This is a genomic window from Thermodesulfobacterium commune DSM 2178 (genome assembly GCF_000734015.1).
GTDB classification, from domain to species: Bacteria; Desulfobacterota; Thermodesulfobacteria; order Thermodesulfobacteriales; family Thermodesulfobacteriaceae; genus Thermodesulfobacterium; species Thermodesulfobacterium commune.
This window is the reverse complement of the sequence record NZ_CP008796.1, coordinates 1,220,915-1,243,816: the sequence shown is the minus strand read 5'-3', so window position 1 is coordinate 1,243,816 and position 22,902 is coordinate 1,220,915. Positions and strand designations below refer to the sequence as shown.

The window sequence follows — 22,902 nt, the reverse complement described above, 5'->3', positions numbered from 1 at the left end:
ACTTTAGCCTTTAAGGAATGGTTTCTAAAGAGGAAAACCTTGGTTCATGTAATGGAATTAAAATGTCTACCATATTTTTAAATTTTACCATCTGATCATAGGCTAAATAAGGGTCTATGTTGGTGCCAGGAGGGATAACCTCCATTCCCATGGCTTTTATTTTACTGGGAGGTTCAAAATTTTCCTGAATTACACAAAATCCGGTTATTCCTACAAGCCCTTTTTCTGTGTTGATAAGAACGCTCATTCCTCCTTTAGTATGTGCAGGGGTGTGCACCATGGTAATTCCAGGGGCTACCTCAAACACCTCTTCTTTTATATGCACCATCTGCCCTGCCTGGTCTAAATCTTCTATAAACTCAACCATATATCTAAAGTCTAAAGGATGGGGATTGTAGGCAGATTGAAACTCTAACTCATGGGCATAAAAGGTTGCATTGACACATTTGAAATCGTTTTCACAATGGTCGTTATGAAGATGGGTATGAATGACTATGTCTATATCTTTAGGAGAAAGTCCCCATTTAGCAAGCCCTTCTTCGGGAGTAGAATATAAATTGTGTCTTTTAATAAAATATTTTAGAGGCATAATAAAAATTTTTAATATTTTTTAAATTAATGATAACATAAAACCTAAAAGACTAAACTAACCAGGAGGTCTGTAAAATGAAAAACTTAGACTTAGATTTAGAAAAAGTTTTAAGTGAAATCTCAAAAATTGAATCAAAAGAGGGTATCAAAATGGCTGCTGCACTCCTCTTAAACGCTCTCATGAAAAAAGAAAGAGAAATATTCCTTAGAGATAGTATTGATAATAAAGCTAATGGTTACTATGAAAGACAACTTGCCTGTTTCTTAGGTAACCTTGGTATCTCTGTCCCAAGAGATAGAAAATCTGAATTCAGACCTGCTATTCTTCCTCCTGAATGGCAAAAAGCTGATGAATCTTTCCAGGACTTTATCCTTAACCTCGTTCTCCAAAGCTACTCCCCCAATAAAATCAAAGCCCTCTTGCAATCTATGAAACTTCCCTACTCTCCAGAACAAATAGAAGAAATTAAAGAAGAATTGTATAACCAAGCCAAAGAATTAAAAACCAAAGAATTGCCAGAAAATTTGTTTGCTATGTTTATAGACGCTTATCATACTCAGATAAAAGATACCGAAGCCAACAGAATCAGAAAAGCAGTTATTTATAATATCATCGGAATAGATATGGAGGGAAGAAAAAATTTACTTTCTTATTACATTTATTTTGGTTCAGAGACGAAGGAGGACTGGCTCCAGATACTTAATGATTTGATAAAGAGGGGAGTTAAGAGGGTTATGGTAATAGTGAGTGATGATTTTCCTGGCCTTGCTCAAGCCATAAAAGCCCTTTTTCCTGAGACAGATCATCAGCTTTGTTTTGTACACATGCAAAGGAACATCAACAGGAACATGTCTAAGCAGGATGCTAAAAAATTTTATGAGGAGTTAAGCATTATAAAGAGGATAGAGGAGTATGAGAGGGCCTTAATTAGATTTGAGGAATTATGTAAGAGTTATGAGAAGAAGTATCCAGCTTATATAAAGGGACTTTTGAAAAAGAAGGAGCATTATTTTGTTTATAAGAAATATCCTGAGGGGGTGAGGAGGTATATATACACGACGAATGTGGTTGAGAATATAAATAGCAGGATAGAGCTGATAAGGGTAAATACAGGGGGATATTTTCAATCAATCAAGACAGCAGAGGTTGCGATATACATAACAGTAAGTCGGATTCAGAAAACGAGATGGCAAAAACCACTTCCTTTAATTAAGTCTGCTTTATACGAATTGAGGCAAATGTTTGTAAAGAGATTTTATAAGGAGACACAATTCTCTTGACAAGTGTCCCTTCTTCAAATTTATAGATTTTTCCACCGATAGCCTGTTCTCTAAAATCAGATTGTATTACCTCAAGAAGACCTGTATCTATAAGGATAACTTTGTCTGAACCCTCGATCAGCCAACAATAGATTGGGATTACATATTCCTTTCCATAATCGTGTTGATAGGTCATCATTCCTTTATCAAAAACTTTGGTTCCAACCACGATAGGATGAATTTTATAAAACGGACCTTTTTTCATGATTTACTCCTTGTCTTTGGGGGTGTTATATAATCAGATATTAATTATATGTCAGGTTGAAAAATGAGAAAAGGGGTTTAATATTTAAACTATGAGTATAAACAAAGTTATTTTGATAGGAAGGTTAGGGGCCGATCCAGAGATTAGGTATACTATTGATGGAAAACCTGTGGTCAGTTTTAGATTAGCTACCAATGAGGTAATCGTAAGGAACGGAGAGAAAGAGGTTCTTACTGAATGGCATAGGGTGGTTGCTTTTGGTCGGTTGGCAGAGATCTGTGGAGAATATCTAAGTAAAGGTTCTCAGGTCTACATAGAAGGTAAACTTAGAACACGCAAGTTTGAAGATAAACAGGGTATGCAAAGGTATGTTACAGAAATAGTCGCTCAAAACATGCAAATTTTAGATAAAAAGTCCTCAACCTCTAATGATTCTGCTAAATCCTATCATATGGAAACCTCCCCCAAAATCTCTAAAAAATCTGTCGATTTAGAACTTGAGGCTTTAGAAGAACCTTTGATCGATGAAGATGATATTCCTTTTTAGGTTTTACTGTAATAAAACTTTTTTCATAGAAGGGTCTATCGGTTGTTTTTCTTCTCTTTTGGGTAGTTCTTTTTCAGTTTGATCTGAATTTTCTAAATTCTCTGGTTGTTTAAACTGAGTTTCAGTCTCTAAGCTATCTAGTTCAAACATCTGTCTTATTATACCTATAGCCTTGCTTCCTTTTTCGTGATGGTCTTTTTTGATAAATTTGATAGGATAGTAAATGATTTTTTGGACCAAAGATTGGGTTAAAACTTCTAAGTGTTGTTTTTCTTCCTCCGAGAGGTTTTTAAGTTTTTTTAGGGTTTTTGCCAGTTCGTTTTTTCTTAGTTGTTCCATTTTTTCACTGAGAGCTTTGATAGTAGGATGCAACTCCATTTGTTTAAGCCATTTTTTAAACTTGAACACCTCTTCTTCGATGATAACCTTTGCCCTCAAGGCTTCTTTTTTACGTTCTTGGAAGTTTCCCTCTACCACCTCTTTTAGGTCGTCTATGTTGTAGACATAGACGTTTTCCAACTGATTAACCTCAGGTTCTACATCTCTTGGAACAGCTATGTCTATGATAAAAAGGGGTCGGAACTTTCTGAGTTTTAAGATAGAGGCAACCATCTTTTTAGTAATTACAAAAGAGGGGGCACCTGTAGAGGAAATAACCACATCTGCCTTGGTAAGTACATAAGGCAGTTCTTCTAAACTGTAAGCCTCTCCTTTAAACCGGTCAGCAAGCTCAACAGCCTTAGAAATAGTTCGGTTGGCGATCAAAACTTTTTTAACCCCGGCTGAGATAAAATGCATACAGGCAAGTTCTGCCATCTCTCCTGCACCTACCAGTAACACCACCTTTTGTTTGAGGCTTCCGAGGATTTTTTTTGCAAGTTCACAGGCAGCATAGCTTATAGAGACAGCGCCTCCTCCGATGCCGGTTTCAGTCCTAACCCTTTTGGCAACAAAAAAACATCTGTGCAAAAGACGATTGAGCACAATCCCTGAAGTTTTATAAAAAAGTGCTTTTTGATACGCTTCTTTTACCTGTCCTAAAATTTGAGGTTCTCCTAAAACAAGAGAATCAAGACCACAGGCTACCTCAAAAAGATGCTTTACCGCCTCGTCGTTTTCTAACTGATAAAAGTACTTTTTAAGCTCATTTTGTGTGACCTTTACCTCTTTTTCAAAAAAAGAAAACAGTTCAGATAAGAAAAAGTCTTTTTGAGATTTTTCTAACACAAAGCAAAACTCGACCCTGTTACAGGTAGAAAGAAAATAGGCTTCTTTAAAGCTTAGTCCCTCACTTTTTAGCTTTTCAAGGGGAAAGACTGGGCTGTCTTTAAAAGAAAGTTTTTCTCTTATTTCTACCGGAGCGGTTTTATGGTTTAGTCCTACGAGAAGGATGGTAATCTCAAGGTCAAGACCCATAAGTATGAAACCCCTTGGTAAATAAGTTTATCACAAAGAAGCTTAAAAACCAAATCCCGAACCCTAAAATAAACATCTTAGCAGACCTTTTTCCTCTCCAGCCAATGACTACCCTTTGATGGATAAGCACCGCATAAAGCAACCACAACACCAGAGAAAACACTTCCTTTGAAGACCATCTCCAGTAGTCCCCAAAAACAAAGTTGCTCCATACAGCCCCGGTGATTATCGAGATAGAAAGAAAAAGAAACCCAAGATAAAGGGAGATTTCACTTGCCCGGTCTAAATACTCTAAAGGAGGAAGTTTTTTATAAAAAAGACCTAAAGATTTTTTTTTAATTTCTCGTTCTTGCAAAATATACATGATCGAAGTGGTGAGACCAAAGAGTAAAAAGGCATGGGAGATTAAGCCAGAAATTCCATGTATAGGAAACCAAAGGTTATAAAAATAAGGGGAAAAGGGGGAAACTTTACCAGAGGATAAAAAAAAGCTTAAAAGAAGACAGCCAATTACCCAGGGGAGGATAAAAAAACCTACAGTATAAAGTTTTACCTGGCTTAAAAAAGAAAAGCCGAAATAAACTAAAACAAGGCTCCAAGCTAAGAAGTTTAAAACTTCTTTAAAGGTTAAGACCTTTAAAATCGCTATCTCGTAAGCTTTTATCCCCCAAAATACGGTGTGTAAAAAAAAACCTAAACCCAAGACGATTTGGGCGTATTTTAACGCCTCTTTCTTAAGGGTTTTAAAATAAAAATAAAAACCTATCCACGAAACAAAATAAACCAAAAAATATAGGTCAAAAAGCAAATCACCCATCAACTGACGTTACTTTTTCTTAGCTATATAGATAGAACAAGGAGCAAAGTTAACCACTTTAGCAGCAGTAGAACCAAGGGTGTATCTGATGATGTCAGGTCTTACCCCTCTTGCACCCATTATCAAAAGGTCAGGCTCTTCCTGTTCTACAAAGTTTAAGATAGCCTCAGCTACGGAAAAATCAACCAATACTTCCTGTCTTACTTTATAACCGTCTTTTACCTCTTTAGCTACCTCTTCTAGCAAAGCTTTAGCCTTTTCTACAGCTTTGGCCTCTTCTTCCTTAGACATTTCTTCTCTTTTTCTTACCACGTTTAAAAGAATAATTTCATCTATGGTCTCTTTTAGAAAAGTAAGAGCCATCCTTAATCCTTCCTTAGCGTCGGCTGAACCGTCGTAAGCTACCACTATTTTCATAATTACCTCCTTTTTAGGATAGGATTTTTATTATTTTAGCATAAAAAACTATTTTAATCAAACTTAAAGCTTTATTTAGCAAAACTTTTCCTAAATCTTAAGGCTGATAAAAGAAAGATTACCCCTCCTACGGCTGAAATCCCTAAGATGTCTTTCCAGAGATACTCTATCCCAACCCCTTTAAGTAAAACCCCGTAGCCAAACTCTAAATAATACCTCATCGGAGAAAAAAGGCTTAGAGACCTGATCACAGGGTGCATAGCTTCTGGGGGAGTCCAGGCTCCTGAAATCATAAGCATCGGTACGAGAATCACTATGATTACCATCATCGCCTGAGAGAGGTTGTTTACTATCGTTGCGATGGCTATCCCAAGGGAAGACATGGCAAACACATAAAGACAGGTGACCAAAAAAAATAAGATGATGTTTCCTTTTATCGGGACCTTAAAAACGCCTTTTACCATGATAAATAAGCTAAGCAAGGATAAAACACCGATTACGACTACCGTAGGAATAATCTTGGCTAAAAAAACCTCCCAGGTTTTTACAGGGGTTATCAAAAGTTGTTCGATGGTACCATATTCTTTTTCTCTTATCAAAGCTGAGGCACTTATAAGAAGGGAAACCATCGTTGTCATGTTAAAAAGTTCAAGGAGACTCATAAACCAGGTACTAAGATGGTTAGGATTAAAAAAGCTGCGGGGTTTTGTTTCTACCTGAGGTATCCTTAAGGTTTTCTGATAGACCGAAAAGTCTAAGATCTCTAAAGAATATTCATGAGCTATGGTTGATACATAAGAAATAGCCATGGTAGAGGTCATCGACATGGTGCCGTCGATGATAACCTGGATTTTTCCCTTTTTTTGCTTGACATCAGTCTCAAACTCAGGAGGTATGACTATGGCCATAGAGGCTTTACCTTTATCCAGCCATTCTACTACCTCTTTGTCAGAGTTAACATACGCTACTATCCTGAAATGGGGAGGTCTTATCTTAGATAAGAATTCTCTACTTTCAGGACTTTTGCTTTGGTCTAATACGATGGTTGCAAAGTTTCTTACCTCAAGCGTTATCCCTTTACCCCCTGTATAAACCACCCCAGTAAAGGCATAGACTAAAACGATTAACAAAATCCTGTCTCTGAAAAGCTGAAGAAATTCTTTTTTGATTAACGTTATAAGCCTCATAAAGGTTATCCTAAAGTTTTTTCTTAAAGTTTAAGATGGTAGCCAGATAGACCACAGAAGCATACAAAAAAAGGCTCAGGATGTTGGATATAAAATAATGAAAAGGCAGTCCCTTTAGATAGATTCCTCTTACGATGTCTAAAAAATAGGTTGCAGGAATCACCCTGCTAACAAGTTTTCCGCTAAACTCCATACTACTCACAGGATAAAGAAATCCTGAATAAAGATAGGTAGGAATTACGGTGGTGATAAAGGCAAGAAGCATAGCGGTAATTTGAGTTTTGGTAACGGTGGAGATAAACAGTCCAAGCCCAACAGTACAAAAAAGATAGAGGATACTTGCTAAGGAAAGTACGATAAAGTTTCCGATAAACTTGGTTTGGAAGACAAAAACCGTGATGGCAAAAAGTATTAAGTAGGTAAGAAAACAGACGAAAACATAGGGGATAGCTTTACCAAATATGATTTCCCATCTTTTAGCAGGTGAGGTGTAATAGTTAAAAATACTTCCGAATTCTTTCTCTCTTACTACTACCAAGCAACTGAGGAGCACCGGATAAAAACAAAGGGTGGTTACCAACATCCCTGGCATGATAAAGTTTTTGCTCTCAAGGGCAGGGTTATACCAGGCTCTTATTTCTAACTCTATGGGAAATTTTAAGGAGTTCTGGTTTCCAAGGAGTTTTTGGTTAAAAAGGGTGTTTATGGTACTGATATAGCCTTTTACTACCTCTGCTCTACTTGGATAGGTGCCGTCGATAAGCACCTGTACCTCTGTTTTTTCTTTTTTATAAAGTTTTTGTGAGAAATCAGGTGGTATGATTACTACCGCTCTTACCTTAGCAGAGTTTAGCAGGCCTTCAGCTTCTTTATAGTTGTCTGCCAGGGTATAAAGCTTGAAGTACTCAGAGTTCACGAAACTATCTATGTAGTCCCTGCTTAGTTTACTGCGATCATAGTCAAGAAAGGCCACAGGTAGTCCTTTTACATCTAAGTTTAACCCATACCCTAATAAAAACATCACTATTACAGGGACTACAAACACAAAGGTAAGGTATAGTTTGTCTTTTATAAGCTCGGTAAATTCCTTTTTGGTTATTCCTATCAGTCTTTTTAACATCGTTTCTATGGGTTTTCCTTCAGGTCTTTTAAGATAAAGTCTACAAAAGCCTCTTGTAAAGGAGGGAGAGTAATTTCAATCGTATATTCTTCAATACCTTTTGTTTTTAAAATCTCGGAAATCTTTGGTTGATCTTTCTCAGGAGTAAAAGTTCTTAAAAAAAGTTTGTTTCCGTAAAAATAAAGGTTAGGAAAATTGTTTTTTAACAGGGTATAGGCTTCTTTAAACCTTGGGGTTTTTATTTTTAGGAGTTTACCAGCGAGGGTTTCAGAGGTGATTTTTAGTTCTTCAGGGGTGCCAACTGCAATAAGCCTTCCCCGGTTCATAAGACCTATCCTGTCGCAGTTTTCTGCTTCATCCATATAATGGGTAGAAACGATAACAGTTATGCCTTTTTCTCTTGAAAGATAGTAAATGATCTCCCAGAAGGATCTTCTTGCTACAGGGTCTACTCCAGAGGTTGGTTCATCTAAAAACACGATCACAGGGTTATGCAAGATGGCACACATAAGGGCAACCCTTTGTCTTATCCCAAAAGGGACATCTTTAACAAGTCTTTCTTCCCAGGAAGAAAGTCCAAGCTTAGTTAAAAGCTCGGTAAAATTTTGTCCTTTTATTCCGTAGAGCCCGGCATAAAGATTGACATTTTCCATCACCGTCAGGTCTCTGTAAAGGGAGAATTTTTGAGACATGTATCCTATTAGCTGCCACACCTTAGCTCTTTCTCTTTTTACATTATACCCTGCGATAAAGATATCCCCTTCGGTAGGTTCTAAAAGTCCGCACATCATCTTGATTAACGTAGTTTTCCCTGCACCGTTAGGACCAAGAAGCCCTAAAATTTCACCTTTTTTGACCTCCAAGCTTACCTTATCCACCGCTTTAAACTTTCCAAAAGCCTTGGTCACCTTATCACAGACAAGCAAGGTCTCTTCTGAGGTAAAGCTTAAAGAAGGTTTTTGTAAAGGCTTGGGAGGTTCTTTTGAAATCACAGAGACAAAAGTTTGCTCTAAATCAGAAAACTCTTCGGGTTTACCCTGAAGTAAGATTTTACCGTTATGGATTAGGGCTATTCGTTGGCAGCGTTCTGCCTCATCCATGTAAGAGGTAGTTAAAAGAACGGTAATGTTTCTTTCCTGAACCAACGTTTGCAGAATTTTCCAGAAGTCCTGTCTTGAAAGTGGGTCAACTCCTGTTGTAGGTTCGTCAAGGTAGATGATGTCTGGCAGGTGTAGTAAAGTGCAGACTAACGCAAGTTTTTGTCGCATACCCCCTGAAAGGGCTTTAGCCGGTCTTGATAAAAAAGGTTTAAGCCTGGTAATCTCTAAAAGGATTTCTTTGTTTTTTTGAAATACCTCTTCTGGGATTTCCCTTAGGTTGCGGAAAAAGTTTATGTTTTCTTCGATGGTAAGGTTGTCATAAAGGTTTAATCCAAGCCCCTGAGGCATATATCCGATAAATTTTTTAACCTTTTCAGGGTCTCTGGTAACGTCTATACCGTTTACGTAGGCTTTACCAGAGGAAGGAGTTAAGACTCCCGCAAGGATTTGGACGATGGTGGTTTTTCCTGCTCCGTCAGGTCCTATCAGACCAAAGACTTCTCCTTTTTTTACCTCAAAGGAAACATTGTTTACGGCTAAAACTTTCTTATAAAACTTGGAGAGGTTTTCAACCTTAAGAACAGGCTCGTCTAAGGCTTTACCCATTCTGCCTTTGGGTCTGTTTTTATTACCACGTCTGCCGGCATCCCAGGTTTTAAAAGCCCTTCTGGGTTTTCTACCGAGACCTCAGCTCCAAAAACAAGTTTTACCCTTTCTTCCTTGGTTTCTACGTTTTTAGGAGTAAATTCGGCTTTTTCATAGACCCTGGTTAAAGTTCCGTTGAAATAGCGGTTAGGATAGGCGTCTACATACACCCTTGCAGGTTGGCCCAGTTTTACCTTCCCAACCTCTGGTTCAGGGATGTAAACCTTGATATAAAGGTTTTGAAGGTTTACCATCGTATAGATAACTTGCCCTGGGTTTACGACTTCTCCTTCTTCAGCTACCCTTGAAAGGATAACCCCGTCTGAAGGGGCATAGATTTTGGTTTCCTTGTAAGCAACCTCTATTTCTTTAACTTTTTGTAGGGCTGATAGATACTTAGCCTTGGCTTGGTTGATGTAACGTTGATTTACCTTAAGTTCTGACAGGGCTGTTTTGTACTCCAGTTCTGCAACCTCAAGGTCTCTTTTAGAAACCAAACCTTCTTGGTATAGTTTTTTATATCGTTCAAGGTCTCTTTTGGCTTGTTCAACTCGGGATTGGGATTTAACAAGATAGCTTTCTGCCATAAGGATGGTTTCTTCTGCTGAACGAACCTCGTTTTGAGCTGCTTGAAGCTGGGCAAAGTATTCATCAGGGCGAAGCTCTGCAAGAAGATCTCCTTTTTTTACCGGGTCGCTTTCTCTTTTGTAAAGCTTTATCACCCTTCCTTGAATTTTTGTGCCAAGGTTGATTTCCTTACCCTCGACCCTTCCATGTAAAATAAGAACCCCTGGAGGGGTCTTTTGCCTGTTAACGTACCAGAAAATCCCACCTGCGAATAATCCTAAAAATAGAACGAAAAATAGCAGCTTTGTCTTAAAACTGAGGTTCATATCTCAAACATTATATACTTTTTAGCGAAGATGTGCAACAGTAGAAAAACAGGTTTTAGGTATGCAGACCAAGTAAAATAAAAAACTCTTTGTTTCCTTTGGGACCAAGGATAGGGCTTTGAGCTACTCCTAAAGGTAAAAATCCTAAAGAGATAGAAAAGTCCCAGATTTCATCTACCACTTTTTTATGGACCCAGGGGTCTTTAACCACCCCTTTTTTAAGAAGTTTAGGCCCTACCTCAAATTGAGGTTTAATCAGGGCTAAGACCTTTCCTTCTGGTTTAAGAAGGGGCGGTGTAACCGGAAGGATTTTTTTTAGAGAAATAAAAGATACGTCTATGGTAATCAGGTCCATTTTTTCAGGAAACATCTCCGGGGTAAGATATCTGGCGTTTATTTCTTCCTTAGGTATAACCCTTGGGTCGTTTCTTAAAAGAGGATGGAGTTGGCCTTTACCTACGTCTACAGTATATACTTTTTTAGCTCCTTTTAGTAAAAGGCAGTGGGTAAACCCACCGGTTGAGGCACCTATGTCTAAGCATACAAACCCTGTGACATCTATCTGAAAAGCTTCAAGGGCTCCTTCAAGCTTTAGCCCTCCTCGAGAAACATAAGGTATAGGTTCGTCAACTCTTAAAAATACTTCACATGAAAGGGTTTGCCCTGGTTTTTCTACCCTTATCCAGTTTTTTTCGTCTTTTGACCACCAGACTTTACCTGCCATGATCAGGGCCTGAGCCTTTTCTCTGGTCTCAGCAAGCCCTTTTTCTACTAAGATTTTATCTGCTCTGAGTTTATGCTGCTTCAATTTCTTTATCGATCACCATCGAAAGAATTCTTCTTTGTTGTTTTTCTTTGAGTATCTCAAGCCCTTTTTCTAAAGCCCTAAGAATAAGTTCTACATTAGGATCGGTTTTAGGGTTTATTTGCTTAGGATCGTAGGTGATGGCTACGATGAAAGCAGATTTTTTAAGGTTAAAGGTTTTATAAGAGAGGTTTTCTAGAGTTTGTAAAAGTTTTCTTGCTACCACCATCGCACCAGAGAGTGGGGTTTCAGGAAGGATAACTCCAAAACGATAGGGATTTTTAAGTTTAGCGATCACGTCAACCCTTCTTAATCTGCTGGCTAAGTTTTCAGCCACTAACTTGATAAAAATTTCTTCTCCTTTTAGGCTTTGAGTCTCTGCAATCTCTTCTCCTTTTTCTATTTCAAAGAAAAGGACGCTAAAAATTCGTTGATATCTTTTGGCCCTTAAAAATTCTTCCTTAAGCCTTAAAAGAAAATATTCTTCATTATAAAGTCCAGTAAGAGGGTCAAAAAAGGTTTGTTTTTTTAAGGCTTCTTCTGTCTTTTCAAGTTGTTTGAGTAAAAGTTCCTTTTCTCGTAACACTCTGGCTAATTCTTGTTTATAAATTTCAAGCAGTTTTTTTTCTTCCTTTTCTTGTTCTTCGATCTTCTGAAGTTGTTCTTTGATTTTCTTTTCCTTTTTTTTAATCCATTCAGTATAGGGGATAAGTTTGTAGGTCTCATACCCTAAGATTTCATAAAACTGGTTGATAAATCCAGGAAGGGAATCGAGTAAAACTGTCGCCTCTGTTTGAGAAAGGTTTAAAACTTCTTGGCAAACCTCCTGAAACCTTTGGTATTTATGTTCTTTTTTGGTGCTAAAATAGGCCCCTATACCTGAGTCTATCAAGTTTAAAATTTTTATGTCATAAAGTACATCCTGAGGAATTTCTTCAGGAAGGCCGGTGATACGGTGATGATGATAGAGGTCAAGCACAAACCTTCTTGGGAAATTATAGTTTTCAAAGTATTCTGCACCTATGGTTGCATGGTCAACCCCAAAAACTTCTCTTTCGGCATCCAGGGTAGTTTTCCCTAATTTTTTAAGTTTTAAGACCTGTAAGTATCCTTCAGGATAGACCTGATATAAAACCAGCACTCCGTAGTCCATCAAAAAAGAGGCTACGTGTAGATGGGTTGGGTAGTTTTCTATATGAGAGGTTAAAAGGTTAGATAAGCCAAGGTTAGCTATTGCCCTTGCCCAAAAAAGGTCAAAACTAAATTCGTTAAAGGTGTTTTTTTTAAGCTTTTGGGATAAAAAAGAGAGAACTAAAAGCTTTACTAGGTCTTCTCCTAAAATCAGGATTGCCTTCCTTAAATCTGAGACAGGAGGGTTGTCTTTCCTAAACTGAGGAAGATTGGTGGTCTCTATGATAAACCTTTTAAGTTCTTGCCTTTCATCGAGGAAATTTAAGAATTCCCTTTCTTCTTTTAACAAAAAGGTTTCAAGGGTTTCTTTGACTAAAGCAGGAAGAGGAGGAAAGGGCTTTTTAGCAAGTTTTAATAGTCTGTCAAGCTCTCCCATTTTTGCGCTTTTAATATAAAATGATATCTAATGTATACTACCAAAAGATCGTCAAAAAAAAAGAGGATAAAGGGGGTTTTAAGATGGAAGGACCAAAAGATTTGAAAGAGGTAGTTTTAGAAATAGCTAAGAAGGCGAAGTCTGCCTCTAAAACTCTTACTTCTCTTTCTTCTGGGGTAAAAAACGAGGTGCTAAAACGGGTAGCTCAGAAGATAAGAGAAAACCGGGAAGAATTAAAAAAGGTTAACGAAAAAGACGTAAACCAGGCCCTTTTGCAAGGACATACCAAGGCTTTTATAGACAGGTTAACCCTTTCTGATAAGGTAATAGAGGCCATGGCTAAGGGGTTAGAGGAGGTTGCCCAACTTCCTGACCCTGTAGGTGAAGTGGTAAAGATGTGGAAAAGACCTAATGGCCTTATGGTAGGAAGGATGCGTATTCCTTTAGGGGTGATAGCTATCATTTATGAAAGCAGACCAAACGTTACCATAGATGCAGCTGGGCTTTGTTTCAAGAGTGGTAATGCCGTAATTTTAAGGGGAGGAAAGGAGGCTCTAAACTCTAACTTGGCACTGGCTGACCTTTTTAGACAAACTTTAAAAGAGTTTAACCTTCCTGAGGATGCGGTGCAGGTTATTCCAACCCCTGACAGAACCGCCATGGAGTATATGTTAGAGCTTGAGGAATATATAGACTTAGTCATACCCAGAGGTGGAGAAGGGCTTATCCGGTTTGTCACCGAAAAAGCCAGAATGCCTGTTATCAAACACTATAAAGGGGTTTGTCATGTGTATGTAGACGAGGAGGCCAACCTTGAAATGGCTAAAACGATTGCCATCAACGCTAAGTGTCAGAGACCAGGGGTATGTAACGCGATGGAAACTTTGTTAGTCCATGAAAAGATTGCGCCTAAATTTTTGCCAGACCTTGCAGAAGAATACAAAAAATACGGGGTGGAGCTGAGAGGTTGCCCTGAAACCTTAAAACTTATTCCCTGGGCTAAACCAGCCACTGAAGAAGATTGGTATGCCGAGTACCTTGACCTTATCCTGGCGGTAAAGGTGGTAAAAGATATAGATGAGGCGATAGAACACATCTCTAAATACGGAAGTAATCATACCGAAGCCATCGTCACAGAAAACTATTCTAAGGCTATGAAGTTTATCAAAGAGGTGGATGCAAGCCTGGTTTTGGTGAATGCCTCTACCAGGTTTAACGACGGAGGAGAGCTTGGTTTAGGTGCAGAGATAGGTATTTCTACGACCAAAATTCATGCCTATGGTCCTATGGGGCTTGAAGAGCTAACCACCACCAAGTTTATAGCCTTTGGTAATGGTCAAATTAGAACCTAAAAAAATCGGTATTTTAGGGGGGACCTTTGACCCCCCTCATTTAGCCCATTTAAGGGTTGCAGAAGAGGTAAGAGAAGCCTTTGGTTTACAGGAAGTATGGTTTATCCCCGCAGGATATCCTCCTCATAAAAAAGTAGAAACTCTCTCTTCTTTTGACCACAGGTTTAACATGGTAAGCTTAGCGATAAAAGACAATCCTTTTTTTAAGGCCTTAGACATAGAAAAACACGTTAAACCTTCTTATACCTTAAAAACCCTAAAGAGATTAAATGCCTCTTACCCTGAGGTAGAATTTTTTCTGATAATAGGCTGGGACAGTTTTTATCAGTTTGAAACCTGGTGGAATTACCAGGAATTTTTGCAATACACTAACCTGGTGGTGGTTTCAAGGGGTTTAAAAGGGTCTGAGGCTTTAAAAGAGGCTTTTTTACAAAAGTTAAATCAACTCTGGGAAGATGACTTTTCTAAAGAAAGGGTATTTCTTTTAGAGGTTACTCCGTTAGACATCTCAAGTTCGATGGTTCGTTTTTTGGTTAAACATGGTCGTTCGGTAAGGTACCTTGTGCCTGAAGAGGTTTTAACCTATATTTTAGAGCATCAACTTTATCGATAAGAGGTTTTTGATGAGAGGTTCTGTTAAGGCTGAGATAACCCCGATGTTTAAACAGTATTTTGAGGTAAAGCATCAGTATCCTGATGCGGTACTTTTTTTCAGGCTTGGGGATTTTTATGAGATGTTTTTTGAAGATGCAGAGACAGTGGCCCCTCTCTTAGGGTTGGTTTTAACCAAAAGAGAGGCAGGAAAGGGGCTTACTGCCCCGATGTGTGGTGTTCCTGTAGAAAAAGCCCTTTTTTACATCCAGAAGCTGGTTGACCTTGGTTTTAAGGTTGCTATCTGCGAACAGGTTGAAGACCCTGCAACCTCTAAAGGGCTTGTCAAAAGAGAGGTAGTTAAGATCTATACTCCTGGTTTAATGGTAGACTTAGAACTTCCAGAAAAAAGTAAAACCTATCTTGCAAGCCTCTACTTAGATAAAAAAGCAGGACTTGCCTTTTTAGAGCTTTCCTGCGGCGAGTTTATCTTTACCGAGGTAAACAGAGAAACCTTTTTGTCTGAACTGTTAAAACGTGAACCAAGAGAAATCCTTTGTTTAGAGGAGTTTGCTGAGTCTGAATGGATCTCTCTTATCAAAGGTAGTCTTCCTAAGGTACATCTAAGTTTTTTAGACAAAAGAGCTTTTGGTTTAACCCAGGTAGAAGACCTTCTTAAACTTCCCTATTACGAGCGTTACCAGGAAGGGCTAAAAGCAGCTAACGCTATCTTAGTTTATCTACAGAACTATCAGCCCCATCTTTTAGATAAGATAGAAGCCCCGGTTTTTTACTATCCAGAGGAGTTTTTATTTTTGGATGAAGCCACCAAAAGAAACTTAGAACTGGTAAAAAACCTCTGGGATGGGTCTGAAAAATATTCTCTCTTTTGGGTGTTAGATGCTACGGTCACCCCGATGGGGGCAAGACTTCTCAAAGAATGGATAATTTATCCGTTGAGAGACATTAATCAGATCAAACTTAGACAAGAAGCTGTAAGTTTTTTGGTAGAAAAACCAGACTTAAGAGATGCCCTTAGAGAGGTTCTGAAAAAATTACCTGATTTAGAAAGGCTTTCTACCAAATGTAGTCTAAGGCTAATCAATCCTAAAGAGATGGCTCTTTTAAGGGATAGTTTAAAGTATCTTCCGGAGATAAAAGAGATCTTTTCTGAAATAGATCAACTTCCAAGACTTTTAAGAGACATCCTCTCTCAGTTAGGAGAGTTTACTGGGTTATATCAAAGACTTTGTGAGGTTTTGGTAGAAAACCCTCCTTATACTTTAAAAGACGGTGGGATCATAAAAAGAGGGATAGACCCCACCTTAGATGAACTGAGGGACCTAAAAGATCATGCCGTAGACTACCTTTCAGCCATAGAAAGAAAAGAGAGAGAAAAAACAGGGATTCCTAACTTAAGGATAGGGTATAACCGGGTTTTTGGTTATTATTTTGAGGTATCTAAAGGGAATGTTAGGCTTGTTCCCCCTTATTTTGAGAGAAAACAGACTTTAACCAACGTAGAAAGGTTTGTAACCCCAGAGCTAAAAGAGCTGGAACAAAAGATCATCACCGCCGAGGAAAAAATCAAAAATTTAGAGTATGAGTTGTTTTTAGGGTTGAGGGAAGAGGTAGCTCAGTATAAAGAGGATTTAAAAAGAACCAGTCTGGGGCTTGCTACCCTTGATGTGCTTGTTTCTTTAGCCAAAGTGGCAGTAGAAAACGACTATGTTTGTCCTGAGATTACCGAAGAAGAAGGGCTTTACATAGAAGAAGGAAGACATCCGGTTATAGAAAAAATCCAGGGTAAGGAAAGGTTTATACCTAATTCTGTAGAGTTAAAAAAGGATGAGGCTGTTCTTTTGGTGATTACCGGTCCTAACATGGGAGGAAAGTCTACTTATCTTAGGCAAACAGCCCTTATCGTCATCATGGCTCAGATGGGAAGCTTTGTCCCTGCAAAGTATGCAAGGCTTGGGGTTTTTGATAAGGTTTTTACCAGGATAGGGGCTGGGGATGAACTTGCTCGAGGTAAAAGTACCTTTATGGTAGAGATGAGTGAATGTGCCTATATCCTGAAAAACGCAACCAGCAAAAGCCTGGTGGTTCTTGATGAGGTGGGAAGAGGAACTAGCACCTATGATGGTATGTCCATTGCATGGGCTATAGCAGAAAATTTGTACGAAAAAAAGGTTTTTACCTTGCTTGCAACCCATTACTTTGAGTTAACTGAGCTTGGTAAAATCTATACGGGAATCAAAAACTATCATGTAGCTGTTAAGGAATGGCAAGATGATATTATTTTTATGTATAAGGTTTTACCAGGGGCAGCTAACAAGTCTCATGGTATAGAGGTGGCAAAGTTGGCTGGAATTCCTCAAGAGGTGGTTGACAGAGCTAAAGAAATACTTTATAAATTAGAGAGAAAAAATCTTAAGGAACCAAGTGAAACAAAGATAGCTTCAAAGAGGGTTACTCAGTTGTCTATTTTTGACCGAGAACATCCTGTGCTTCAAAAGATAAGAAATTTAAACATAGAAGAGATAACTCCTGTTGAAGCTCTGAACTTTTTGTGGGAGATTAAAAAGGAGTTAAAATAAAAAGGAAAAATGAAAAAGTTCAAACTAATTCCCAAGAACTGGATTACGTTAATTTTTTTCTGGTCTTTTTTTCTTCTTTTGGTAGGGGGATTTTCTCAAGTAAAGGGGGCTACTAAGTCTTATTCTACTCCTAAGGCCTCTCAAGAGTATGTTTACCATACCGTGCAAAAAGGCGAAACCTTAGAAAAAATAGCCAAGAAATATAACCTTTCTATAGCTGAGTTAAAGCGGCTTAATAACCTAAAGAAGGATAAACTTTCAGTAGGACAAAAGCTTATCGTTGGGGTCAAAAAGGATCAGCCAAAAAAGGAAGAAACTAAGCCTAAAACCTCTCAGGGGGCTGAGATATATCATACCGTTCAAAAAGGTGAAACCTTAAAAACGATTGCTCAGAAATATGGAATAACTCCTGAAGAGATAAAACGACTAAACAACCTAAAGACCAATAAGGTGAAAGTCGGGCAAAAGCTTTTGGTCAAAAAGGAAGAACCCTCTACCAGAGAAAAATTAAAAACCACAGAAAAAAAAGAGTATGTATACCACATCGTAAAGAAGGGAGAAAGTTTAGATAGTATCGCCAAGAGATATCGTGTTTCTAAAGAGGAACTTAAAAGGCTTAACCATCTCAGGTCAGAAATTTTAACACCAAACCAAAAACTTATCATCCGACCAAAGGAAGAGGACGAAGGTTCTTATTCATCTCAGCCTTCAAAACCTTTAGAGGAAAAAGAGACGAGTTTTCAGGCTTTGGAAAAGAAGTTTGAAGGGTTAAAAAACAGTCCAAAGGTTAGCCGAAAGCAATGGGTGAGGTTGGCAGAGGAATATAAGCGGTTTTATCTTCTTTATCCAAACAACCCTTTAGCTCCTAAGGCAGTGTTACAAGCAGCTCAGGCTTATTACCAGGCTTATACCAAATCTTTGCGAAAATCAGACCTGAACCAAGCGGTGAAGAATTATCAAAGACTTTTGACTTATTATTCTAACTCAGCTGAGACAGAAGAAGCCTATTATATGCTGGCTAAGATATATGGTGAGGAGTTATCTGACAAAAACCTTGCTGAAAGATATAAAAAGGAGCTTGAGCAAAGGTTTCCTAAAAGTGCTTATCTTGCTCAACTAAAACCTTTACCTCAGCGATCTTCTCCTGCTACTCAAAAAGAAATCGCTAAAAAGAAGAAAAAAAAGAGAGAAACATTTGAATTTTATACTTCAAATCAAACCGCTCAAGAGCCTAAGATTACTTTAGCCCCTCAAGTGGTACCTAAGCGTTCTGAAACCAAGGTAAACGCTCAACCTGCTCCAGCTTTAGTAGCTGATGCCAAAAGGGTGTTAGAGGTTTCTCCGGTAACAGGAGAAGACTATACCAGGATTATCATCGGTGTTTCTGGAAACTTTGAGTACCAGACTAACATCCTTAAAAGTCCTACTCCAAGGATTTATGTAGACATCTATCCAGCAAACCTTGACCCTAAAGTTCCTAAGGAAATAGAACTTAAGGACGTACATCTACAAAAGGTAAGGGTAGGTCAGTTTGATAAAAACGTAGTAAGGGTTGTGGTTGACCTAAAAAGCCTTACTTCTTACAAAATTTTTAAGTTAAAGGACCCTCATCAGCTTGTGCTTGATTTTACCGGCAAAGAAAAGATGCCTTCTACTGTTATAGCTACCAAACCTAAAAAATCTAAGAGTTTGTCTTCTAAGAAAAAACAGCCCGAGGACAAGCAGGAATACATAAATCTTGCGAGACAGTTTGGTTTAGGGATAAAAAGGATAGTAATAGACCCAGGACATGGGGGCGAAGACCCAGGGGCTGTAGGACCTACAGGGCTCAAAGAAAAGGAGGTTAACCTTCAGATAGCTAAACTGTTAGCGCAAAAACTTAAGGAGCACTTGCCAGAGGTAGAGGTAATTTTAACAAGGAATACCGATGTTTTTATCCCCTTAATTCAGAGGCCAGCAATAGCTAACTCTAAAAAAGGAGACATTTTTATCTCTCTACATACCAACGCCTCTCCTGACCCTAACGCAAGAGGTATCGAGGTGTATTATCTTAACTTTAGCACAGACCCAGAGTCTATGAGGGTTGCAGCTCTTGAAAACTCAGCTTCAGACAAAACCTTAAGCGACCTTCAAGATTTAATCAAGGCAGTTCTTTCTAACACCAAACTTTCAGAGTCAAAACTTTTGGCAGAAAAGATTAATCAATATCTTCATCAAACCTTAGTAAGGTTTTATCCTGATACCACTTCTCGAGGGGTGAAGTATGCTCCTTTCTTGGTTTTGGTAGGTACAAGGATGCCTGCTGTTTTGGTAGAAGTATCTTTCATAACCAATCCTGTAGAAGAGTCACGACTTAAAAATCCTCATTATTTAGAAATGGTTGCTGAAGGTATCGCTAAGGGAGTAGAATCTTATATGCAAACTCTAAAACTTTCTCAGAACTTCCATGGCAAAACCTCTTAAATCTCTTTTTGGCGTAGACCTGTTTTTTTCTCAGGGGCTTTATCAAGTTTATCAGAAGTATAAAGTTGCCCTTCTTTGCAATCAGGCCTCTCTTGATGAGACCTTTACCCCCACCTTTATAAGGTTTAAACAGGCTTTTGGGAAAAACTTCAGGCTTATCTTTTCCCCTCAGCATGGGCTTTACTCAGAGAAACAGGCTAACATGATAGGGTCTTATGACGAAGTGGAGCCCTTTACCCAAACCCCTGTGATAAGTCTTTATGGCCCAAGGTTAGAGCCAGAACCTTATCATTTAGAAGACATAGACGTGGTTTTTGTGGACCTGCAGGAGGTTGGCTGTAGGGTATATACCTATATCTGGACGATGTTTTTGCTACTTAAGGTGTGTTTTAACTTAGGGAAAAAAGTAGTAGTCCTTGACAGACCAAACCCGATAGGAGGAAAGATAGAAGGCCCTTACTTAGAAGAAGATTTTAGATCCTTTGTAGGCCTCGACCCTTTACCTTTAAGGCATGGTTTAACCATAGGAGAATTAGCCTTACTGTTTAAAAAACGACATTTTCCAGGTTTGGATTTAGAGGTAGTTCCTGTAAAGGGTTACAGGAAAAGTTTGTTATGGAAGGAACTTGGGAGGCCTTGGGTTTTACCTTCCCCTAACCTTCCTTCCTGGTGGTGTAGCCTTGTTTATCCAGGTCAGGTGTTGCTTGAAGGTACCAACCTTTCTGAAGGTAGAGGCACAACCCTACCCTTTCTGGTTTTTGGTGCTCCTTACTTAAGGATAGAAAAGGTGCTTAATTTTTGGGAAAAATTAGACCTTCCAGAAAAAAACCACGTATTTTTGAGGCCTTTTGTTTTTGAGCCTACTTTTGATAAATGGAAAGGCAGCCGTTGTTTTGGTTTTCAACTATACGTAAAAGACCCAGTAAGGTTTCAACCAGTTAAAACCACCCTTATTTTGCTAAGGTTTATAAAAGAAAACTTTTCGGAGTTTGAGTTTTTAGAGATCCCTTATGAGTTTGAGGAAAAAAAACGTCCGATAGACATTTTGGTGGGTAGTAAACCGGTGGTTGATTGGTTAGAAGGGAAAAGAGAAATTGACCTTGATTTTTATCTGTATTATAATTTAAAAAATTATCAGGAAGAGATAGCCTCTATTTTGATGTATGAGTAAAAATAAAACTTTATGGCTAAAAAGTCAAACAATAAAACGATTAGGTTTAAGTCTAACAAGGAGCGGGTAAGTTATTTACTGAAGCTTTTTGAGAAGAAAGACAGGGTGCTTATCGTTATTTGGGCAGACCCTGATTCTCTGGCTTCAGCTTTGGCTTTTAAAAGGATATTGCAAAACCGGGTAGAAAAGGTAACCATAGCTAACATAAACGAAATAACCAGGCTTAACAATAAAGTGATGGTAGAGGTTTTGAAAATACCCTTGGTTAAGTATTGTCCAAAGTTGCTGGAGGAACATAATAAGTTTGTTTTGGTTGACTCTCAACCCTCTCACTGGGAAGAGTTTAAAAACATCTCCTGGGATGTGGTGATAGACCATCACCCTCTTTTTAGCGAAATCTATGCCAAGTATTATGACATCAGGCCTGATTATGGAGCTACGGCAACTATTCTATATGAATATTTAAAAACTTTAAAGATCAAACCCTCTGTCTACTTGGCTACAGCTTTGGTTTACGGGATAAAAACAGACACCAGTAACTTTGAAAAAAGTGCTAACATCCATGATGTAATGGCTTTTCAGAACCTTTATAAACACATGAACAAACATCTTCTTTCCAAGATAGAGAGCTCAAGCTTGAGGCGGTCTGAACTCAGGTATTTTAAGATTGCTTTAGACCAGCTTAAGTTTAGAAAAAACAGGATGTTTACCTATGTAGGCAAGGTGAGTAATACTGATGTTTTAGTGTTGATAGCTGATTTTTTCAACAAGGTGTATGAAACTTCTTGGGTGTTTGTAGGGGGTGAATACAAGAAAGTGTTAACTATCATCATTCGTTGTGATGGTTATAGAAAAAATGCAGGAAAAATGGCTAACAGACTTTTTAAAGACATCGGTTCTGCAGGAGGGCATAGAGAAAAGGCTCGGGCTGAAATTCCTTTTGCCAACCTTTCTACCCCTCCAGAGCTTTTTAATACCGATAAGCTTATCAAACTTTTTGATAAGTATTTTAAGTTGATAGATAGAAAAGAAAAAGAGAAGGTAAAAGAGTAAGTTATGTCAAGATTTGTAGATCAGGCAAAAATTTATGTTAAGGCAGGTAATGGTGGTGATGGCTGTGTAAGCTTTAGACGGGAAAAATACGTGCCTAAGGGGGGTCCAGACGGAGGCGACGGAGGGGATGGAGGGGATGTTATCTTGATGGCAGACCCTCAGGTCCATACCCTGTATGATTTTTATCATCAGGTACATTTTAAGGCTGAGAACGGTCGCCCTGGGATGGGCAAAAAGATGAAAGGAAGAGATGGGGAAGACCTTATCTTGCGTGTACCTGTAGGTACTGTTGTAAAAGATGCAGAAACCGGAGAGGTTTTAGGTGATTTGGTAACTCCTGGTCAAACCCTGGTAGTAGCCAAAGGAGGTAAAGGCGGCAGGGGGAACGCAAGGTTTGCTACCCCGGTCAGACAGGCCCCAAGAATTGCTGAAAAAGGAACCCCTGGAGAGGAAAGGTGGATTCTGCTTGAGTTAAAATTGATAGCAGATGTAGGACTGGTTGGTTTCCCTAACGCTGGGAAATCTACCCTTCTTAGCAGGATTTCTGCAGCTAAACCCAAAATCGCCGACTATCCTTTTACTACCCTTGAGCCTAATTTAGGGGTGGTAAGTCTGTTAGAAGGAGGGTCTTTTGTGGTGGCTGATATCCCAGGGCTGATAGAAGGAGCTCATAAGGGGATTGGTCTTGGGCATGACTTTCTAAGACATATCGAACGCACAAGGGTTTTACTCTACGTGCTTGACATAACCAAAAAAGAAGAGGTCTTGAAGGATTATCAAGTACTTAAAGAAGAACTCAGACTTTTTAACCCACGTTTATTAGAAAAGGAATACTTTATAGCCTTAAACAAGATAGATACGATAGCAGACCAAGAAGAGATAGAAAGAATCGTGTGTCTTTTCCCTGAAGAAGACCAACCAAAGATTTTTCCTATCTCTGCGGTATCAGGCCAAGGGGTGGTTCAGTTGATTTATGCCCTTTGGAGAAAAATAAACGAGATATTACAGACCAGTGACAAAGAGATCATTCAAGGACAATAAA

The 22,902-nt window shown here is 38.6% G+C and carries 18 protein-coding genes and 2 pseudogenes; 9 read left to right on the top strand and 11 right to left on the bottom strand.

All coding sequences use genetic code 11. The features are described 5' to 3' along the window. Positions 1 to 10 precede the first annotated feature (10 nt). Positions 11 to 547: pseudogene (locus HL41_RS06315) on the bottom strand (N-acyl homoserine lactonase family protein); the annotation flags it as partial. A 119-nt stretch (positions 548 to 666) separates the two neighbouring features. Between HL41_RS06315 and HL41_RS06310 the strand changes: the two are divergent. Next, entirely contained in the window at positions 667 to 1,872 is a 1,206-nt protein-coding gene (locus HL41_RS06310) for an IS256 family transposase (protein ID WP_038549552.1), read from the top strand. Here HL41_RS06310 and HL41_RS06305 read toward each other — a convergent pair. Beyond that, positions 1,838 to 2,116: pseudogene (locus tag HL41_RS06305) on the bottom strand (N-acyl homoserine lactonase family protein); the annotation flags it as partial. The gene HL41_RS06310 and the pseudogene HL41_RS06305 overlap by 35 nt on opposite strands. Positions 2,117 to 2,207: 91 nt before the next feature. Between HL41_RS06305 and HL41_RS06300 the strand changes: the two are divergent. After that, a complete protein-coding gene (locus HL41_RS06300) occupies positions 2,208 to 2,663 on the top strand; it encodes a single-stranded DNA-binding protein (protein WP_038062446.1) in 456 nt (151 codons plus the stop codon). Positions 2,664 to 2,666: 3 nt separating this feature from the next. Here the strand turns inward: HL41_RS06300 and hemA are convergent, their stop codons facing one another. The 9 genes from hemA to HL41_RS06255 all read right to left on the bottom strand — a co-directional run bounded on the left by hemA (position 2,667) and on the right by HL41_RS06255 (position 12,630). Next, a complete protein-coding gene (gene hemA / locus HL41_RS06295; protein ID WP_038062449.1) occupies positions 2,667 to 4,079 on the bottom strand; it encodes a glutamyl-tRNA reductase in 1,413 nt (470 codons plus the stop codon). Beyond that, positions 4,069 to 4,896, bottom strand: coding sequence for a cytochrome C assembly family protein (locus HL41_RS06290; protein ID WP_038062452.1), 828 nt, complete (start codon positions 4,894 to 4,896; stop codon positions 4,069 to 4,071). Before HL41_RS06290 ends, hemA begins: the two co-directional genes overlap by 11 nt. A 9-nt stretch (positions 4,897 to 4,905) precedes the next feature. After that, a complete protein-coding gene (locus tag HL41_RS09110) occupies positions 4,906 to 5,313 on the bottom strand; it encodes a universal stress protein (protein ID WP_051754545.1) in 408 nt (135 codons plus the stop codon). 71 nt (positions 5,314 to 5,384) lie between these two features. Continuing rightward, positions 5,385 to 6,500 carry an ABC transporter permease gene (locus HL41_RS06280; RefSeq protein WP_038062454.1) on the bottom strand — a complete coding sequence of 372 codons (1,116 nt, stop codon included), beginning with the start codon at positions 6,498 to 6,500 and terminating at the stop codon, positions 5,385 to 5,387. Positions 6,501 to 6,510: 10 nt separating this feature from the next. After that, the gene (locus HL41_RS06275; protein ID WP_038062457.1) at positions 6,511 to 7,620 is read right to left on the bottom strand and encodes an ABC transporter permease; all 1,110 of its coding nucleotides are present in this window, start codon (positions 7,618 to 7,620) and stop codon (positions 6,511 to 6,513) included. Positions 7,621 to 7,625: 5 nt separating this feature from the next. After that, positions 7,626 to 9,326 carry an ATP-binding cassette domain-containing protein gene (locus tag HL41_RS06270; protein WP_038062459.1) on the bottom strand — a complete coding sequence of 567 codons (1,701 nt, stop codon included), beginning with the start codon at positions 9,324 to 9,326 and terminating at the stop codon, positions 7,626 to 7,628. Beyond that, the gene (locus HL41_RS06265) at positions 9,311 to 10,258 is read right to left on the bottom strand and encodes an HlyD family secretion protein (RefSeq protein ID WP_038062463.1); all 948 of its coding nucleotides are present in this window, start codon (positions 10,256 to 10,258) and stop codon (positions 9,311 to 9,313) included. The genes HL41_RS06270 and HL41_RS06265 overlap by 16 nt, the downstream gene beginning before the upstream one ends. Before the next feature lie 55 nt (positions 10,259 to 10,313). Next, positions 10,314 to 11,066 (bottom strand): TlyA family RNA methyltransferase, encoded by a 753-nt coding sequence (locus HL41_RS06260; protein WP_028841572.1) that lies wholly within the window; start codon positions 11,064 to 11,066, stop codon positions 10,314 to 10,316. Then, the gene (locus tag HL41_RS06255) at positions 11,053 to 12,630 is read right to left on the bottom strand and encodes a sensor domain-containing diguanylate cyclase (RefSeq protein WP_038062465.1); all 1,578 of its coding nucleotides are present in this window, start codon (positions 12,628 to 12,630) and stop codon (positions 11,053 to 11,055) included. Before HL41_RS06255 ends, HL41_RS06260 begins: the two co-directional genes overlap by 14 nt. An 83-nt stretch (positions 12,631 to 12,713) precedes the next feature. Between HL41_RS06255 and HL41_RS06250 the strand changes: the two genes are divergently transcribed. From HL41_RS06250 to obgE, 7 genes are read left to right on the top strand one after another with little or no spacing between them, the layout of a single operon-like run. Continuing rightward, positions 12,714 to 13,982, top strand: coding sequence for a glutamate-5-semialdehyde dehydrogenase (locus HL41_RS06250; protein WP_038062468.1), 1,269 nt, complete (start codon positions 12,714 to 12,716; stop codon positions 13,980 to 13,982). Beyond that, a complete protein-coding gene (gene nadD, locus HL41_RS06245) occupies positions 13,963 to 14,595 on the top strand; it encodes a nicotinate-nucleotide adenylyltransferase (protein WP_038062471.1) in 633 nt (210 codons plus the stop codon). Before HL41_RS06250 ends, nadD begins: the two co-directional genes overlap by 20 nt. A gap of 10 nt (positions 14,596 to 14,605) precedes the next feature. After that, the gene (gene mutS / locus HL41_RS06240; protein WP_038062474.1) at positions 14,606 to 17,173 is read left to right on the top strand and encodes a DNA mismatch repair protein MutS; all 2,568 of its coding nucleotides are present in this window, start codon (positions 14,606 to 14,608) and stop codon (positions 17,171 to 17,173) included. Positions 17,174 to 17,182: 9 nt separating this feature from the next. After that, a complete protein-coding gene (locus HL41_RS09105; RefSeq protein ID WP_051754543.1) occupies positions 17,183 to 19,636 on the top strand; it encodes an N-acetylmuramoyl-L-alanine amidase in 2,454 nt (817 codons plus the stop codon). Then, positions 19,620 to 20,807 carry an exo-beta-N-acetylmuramidase NamZ family protein gene (locus HL41_RS06225; protein WP_051754542.1) on the top strand — a complete coding sequence of 396 codons (1,188 nt, stop codon included), beginning with the start codon at positions 19,620 to 19,622 and terminating at the stop codon, positions 20,805 to 20,807. Before HL41_RS09105 ends, HL41_RS06225 begins: the two co-directional genes overlap by 17 nt. A gap of 12 nt (positions 20,808 to 20,819) precedes the next feature. After that, positions 20,820 to 21,860 carry a DHH family phosphoesterase gene (locus HL41_RS06220; RefSeq protein WP_038062477.1) on the top strand — a complete coding sequence of 347 codons (1,041 nt, stop codon included), beginning with the start codon at positions 20,820 to 20,822 and terminating at the stop codon, positions 21,858 to 21,860. 3 nt (positions 21,861 to 21,863) lie between these two features. Then, positions 21,864 to 22,901: a GTPase ObgE gene (gene obgE, locus HL41_RS06215; RefSeq protein WP_022856050.1), complete on the top strand. Its 1,038-nt coding sequence runs from the start codon at positions 21,864 to 21,866 to the stop codon at positions 22,899 to 22,901. Position 22,902 lies beyond the last annotated feature (1 nt).

Coding starts and splice junctions, on each gene's coding strand:
- HL41_RS06310 (WP_038549552.1), top strand. CDS start 667: ATGAAAAACTTAGACTTAGATTTAGAAAAAGTTTTAAGTGAAATCTCA.
- HL41_RS06300 (WP_038062446.1), top strand. CDS start 2,208: ATGAGTATAAACAAAGTTATTTTGATAGGAAGGTTAGGGGCCGATCCA.
- hemA (WP_038062449.1), bottom strand. CDS start 4,079: ATGGGTCTTGACCTTGAGATTACCATCCTTCTCGTAGGACTAAACCAT.
- HL41_RS06290 (WP_038062452.1), bottom strand. CDS start 4,896: ATGGGTGATTTGCTTTTTGACCTATATTTTTTGGTTTATTTTGTTTCG.
- HL41_RS09110 (WP_051754545.1), bottom strand. CDS start 5,313: ATGAAAATAGTGGTAGCTTACGACGGTTCAGCCGACGCTAAGGAAGGA.
- HL41_RS06280 (WP_038062454.1), bottom strand. CDS start 6,500: ATGAGGCTTATAACGTTAATCAAAAAAGAATTTCTTCAGCTTTTCAGA.
- HL41_RS06275 (WP_038062457.1), bottom strand. CDS start 7,620: ATGTTAAAAAGACTGATAGGAATAACCAAAAAGGAATTTACCGAGCTT.
- HL41_RS06270 (WP_038062459.1), bottom strand. CDS start 9,326: ATGGGTAAAGCCTTAGACGAGCCTGTTCTTAAGGTTGAAAACCTCTCC.
- HL41_RS06265 (WP_038062463.1), bottom strand. CDS start 10,258: ATGAACCTCAGTTTTAAGACAAAGCTGCTATTTTTCGTTCTATTTTTA.
- HL41_RS06255 (WP_038062465.1), bottom strand. CDS start 12,630: ATGGGAGAGCTTGACAGACTATTAAAACTTGCTAAAAAGCCCTTTCCT.
- HL41_RS06250 (WP_038062468.1), top strand. CDS start 12,714: ATGGAAGGACCAAAAGATTTGAAAGAGGTAGTTTTAGAAATAGCTAAG.
- nadD (WP_038062471.1), top strand. CDS start 13,963: ATGGTCAAATTAGAACCTAAAAAAATCGGTATTTTAGGGGGGACCTTT.
- mutS (WP_038062474.1), top strand. CDS start 14,606: ATGAGAGGTTCTGTTAAGGCTGAGATAACCCCGATGTTTAAACAGTAT.
- HL41_RS09105 (WP_051754543.1), top strand. CDS start 17,183: ATGAAAAAGTTCAAACTAATTCCCAAGAACTGGATTACGTTAATTTTT.
- HL41_RS06225 (WP_051754542.1), top strand. CDS start 19,620: ATGGCAAAACCTCTTAAATCTCTTTTTGGCGTAGACCTGTTTTTTTCT.
- HL41_RS06220 (WP_038062477.1), top strand. CDS start 20,820: ATGGCTAAAAAGTCAAACAATAAAACGATTAGGTTTAAGTCTAACAAG.
- obgE (WP_022856050.1), top strand. CDS start 21,864: ATGTCAAGATTTGTAGATCAGGCAAAAATTTATGTTAAGGCAGGTAAT.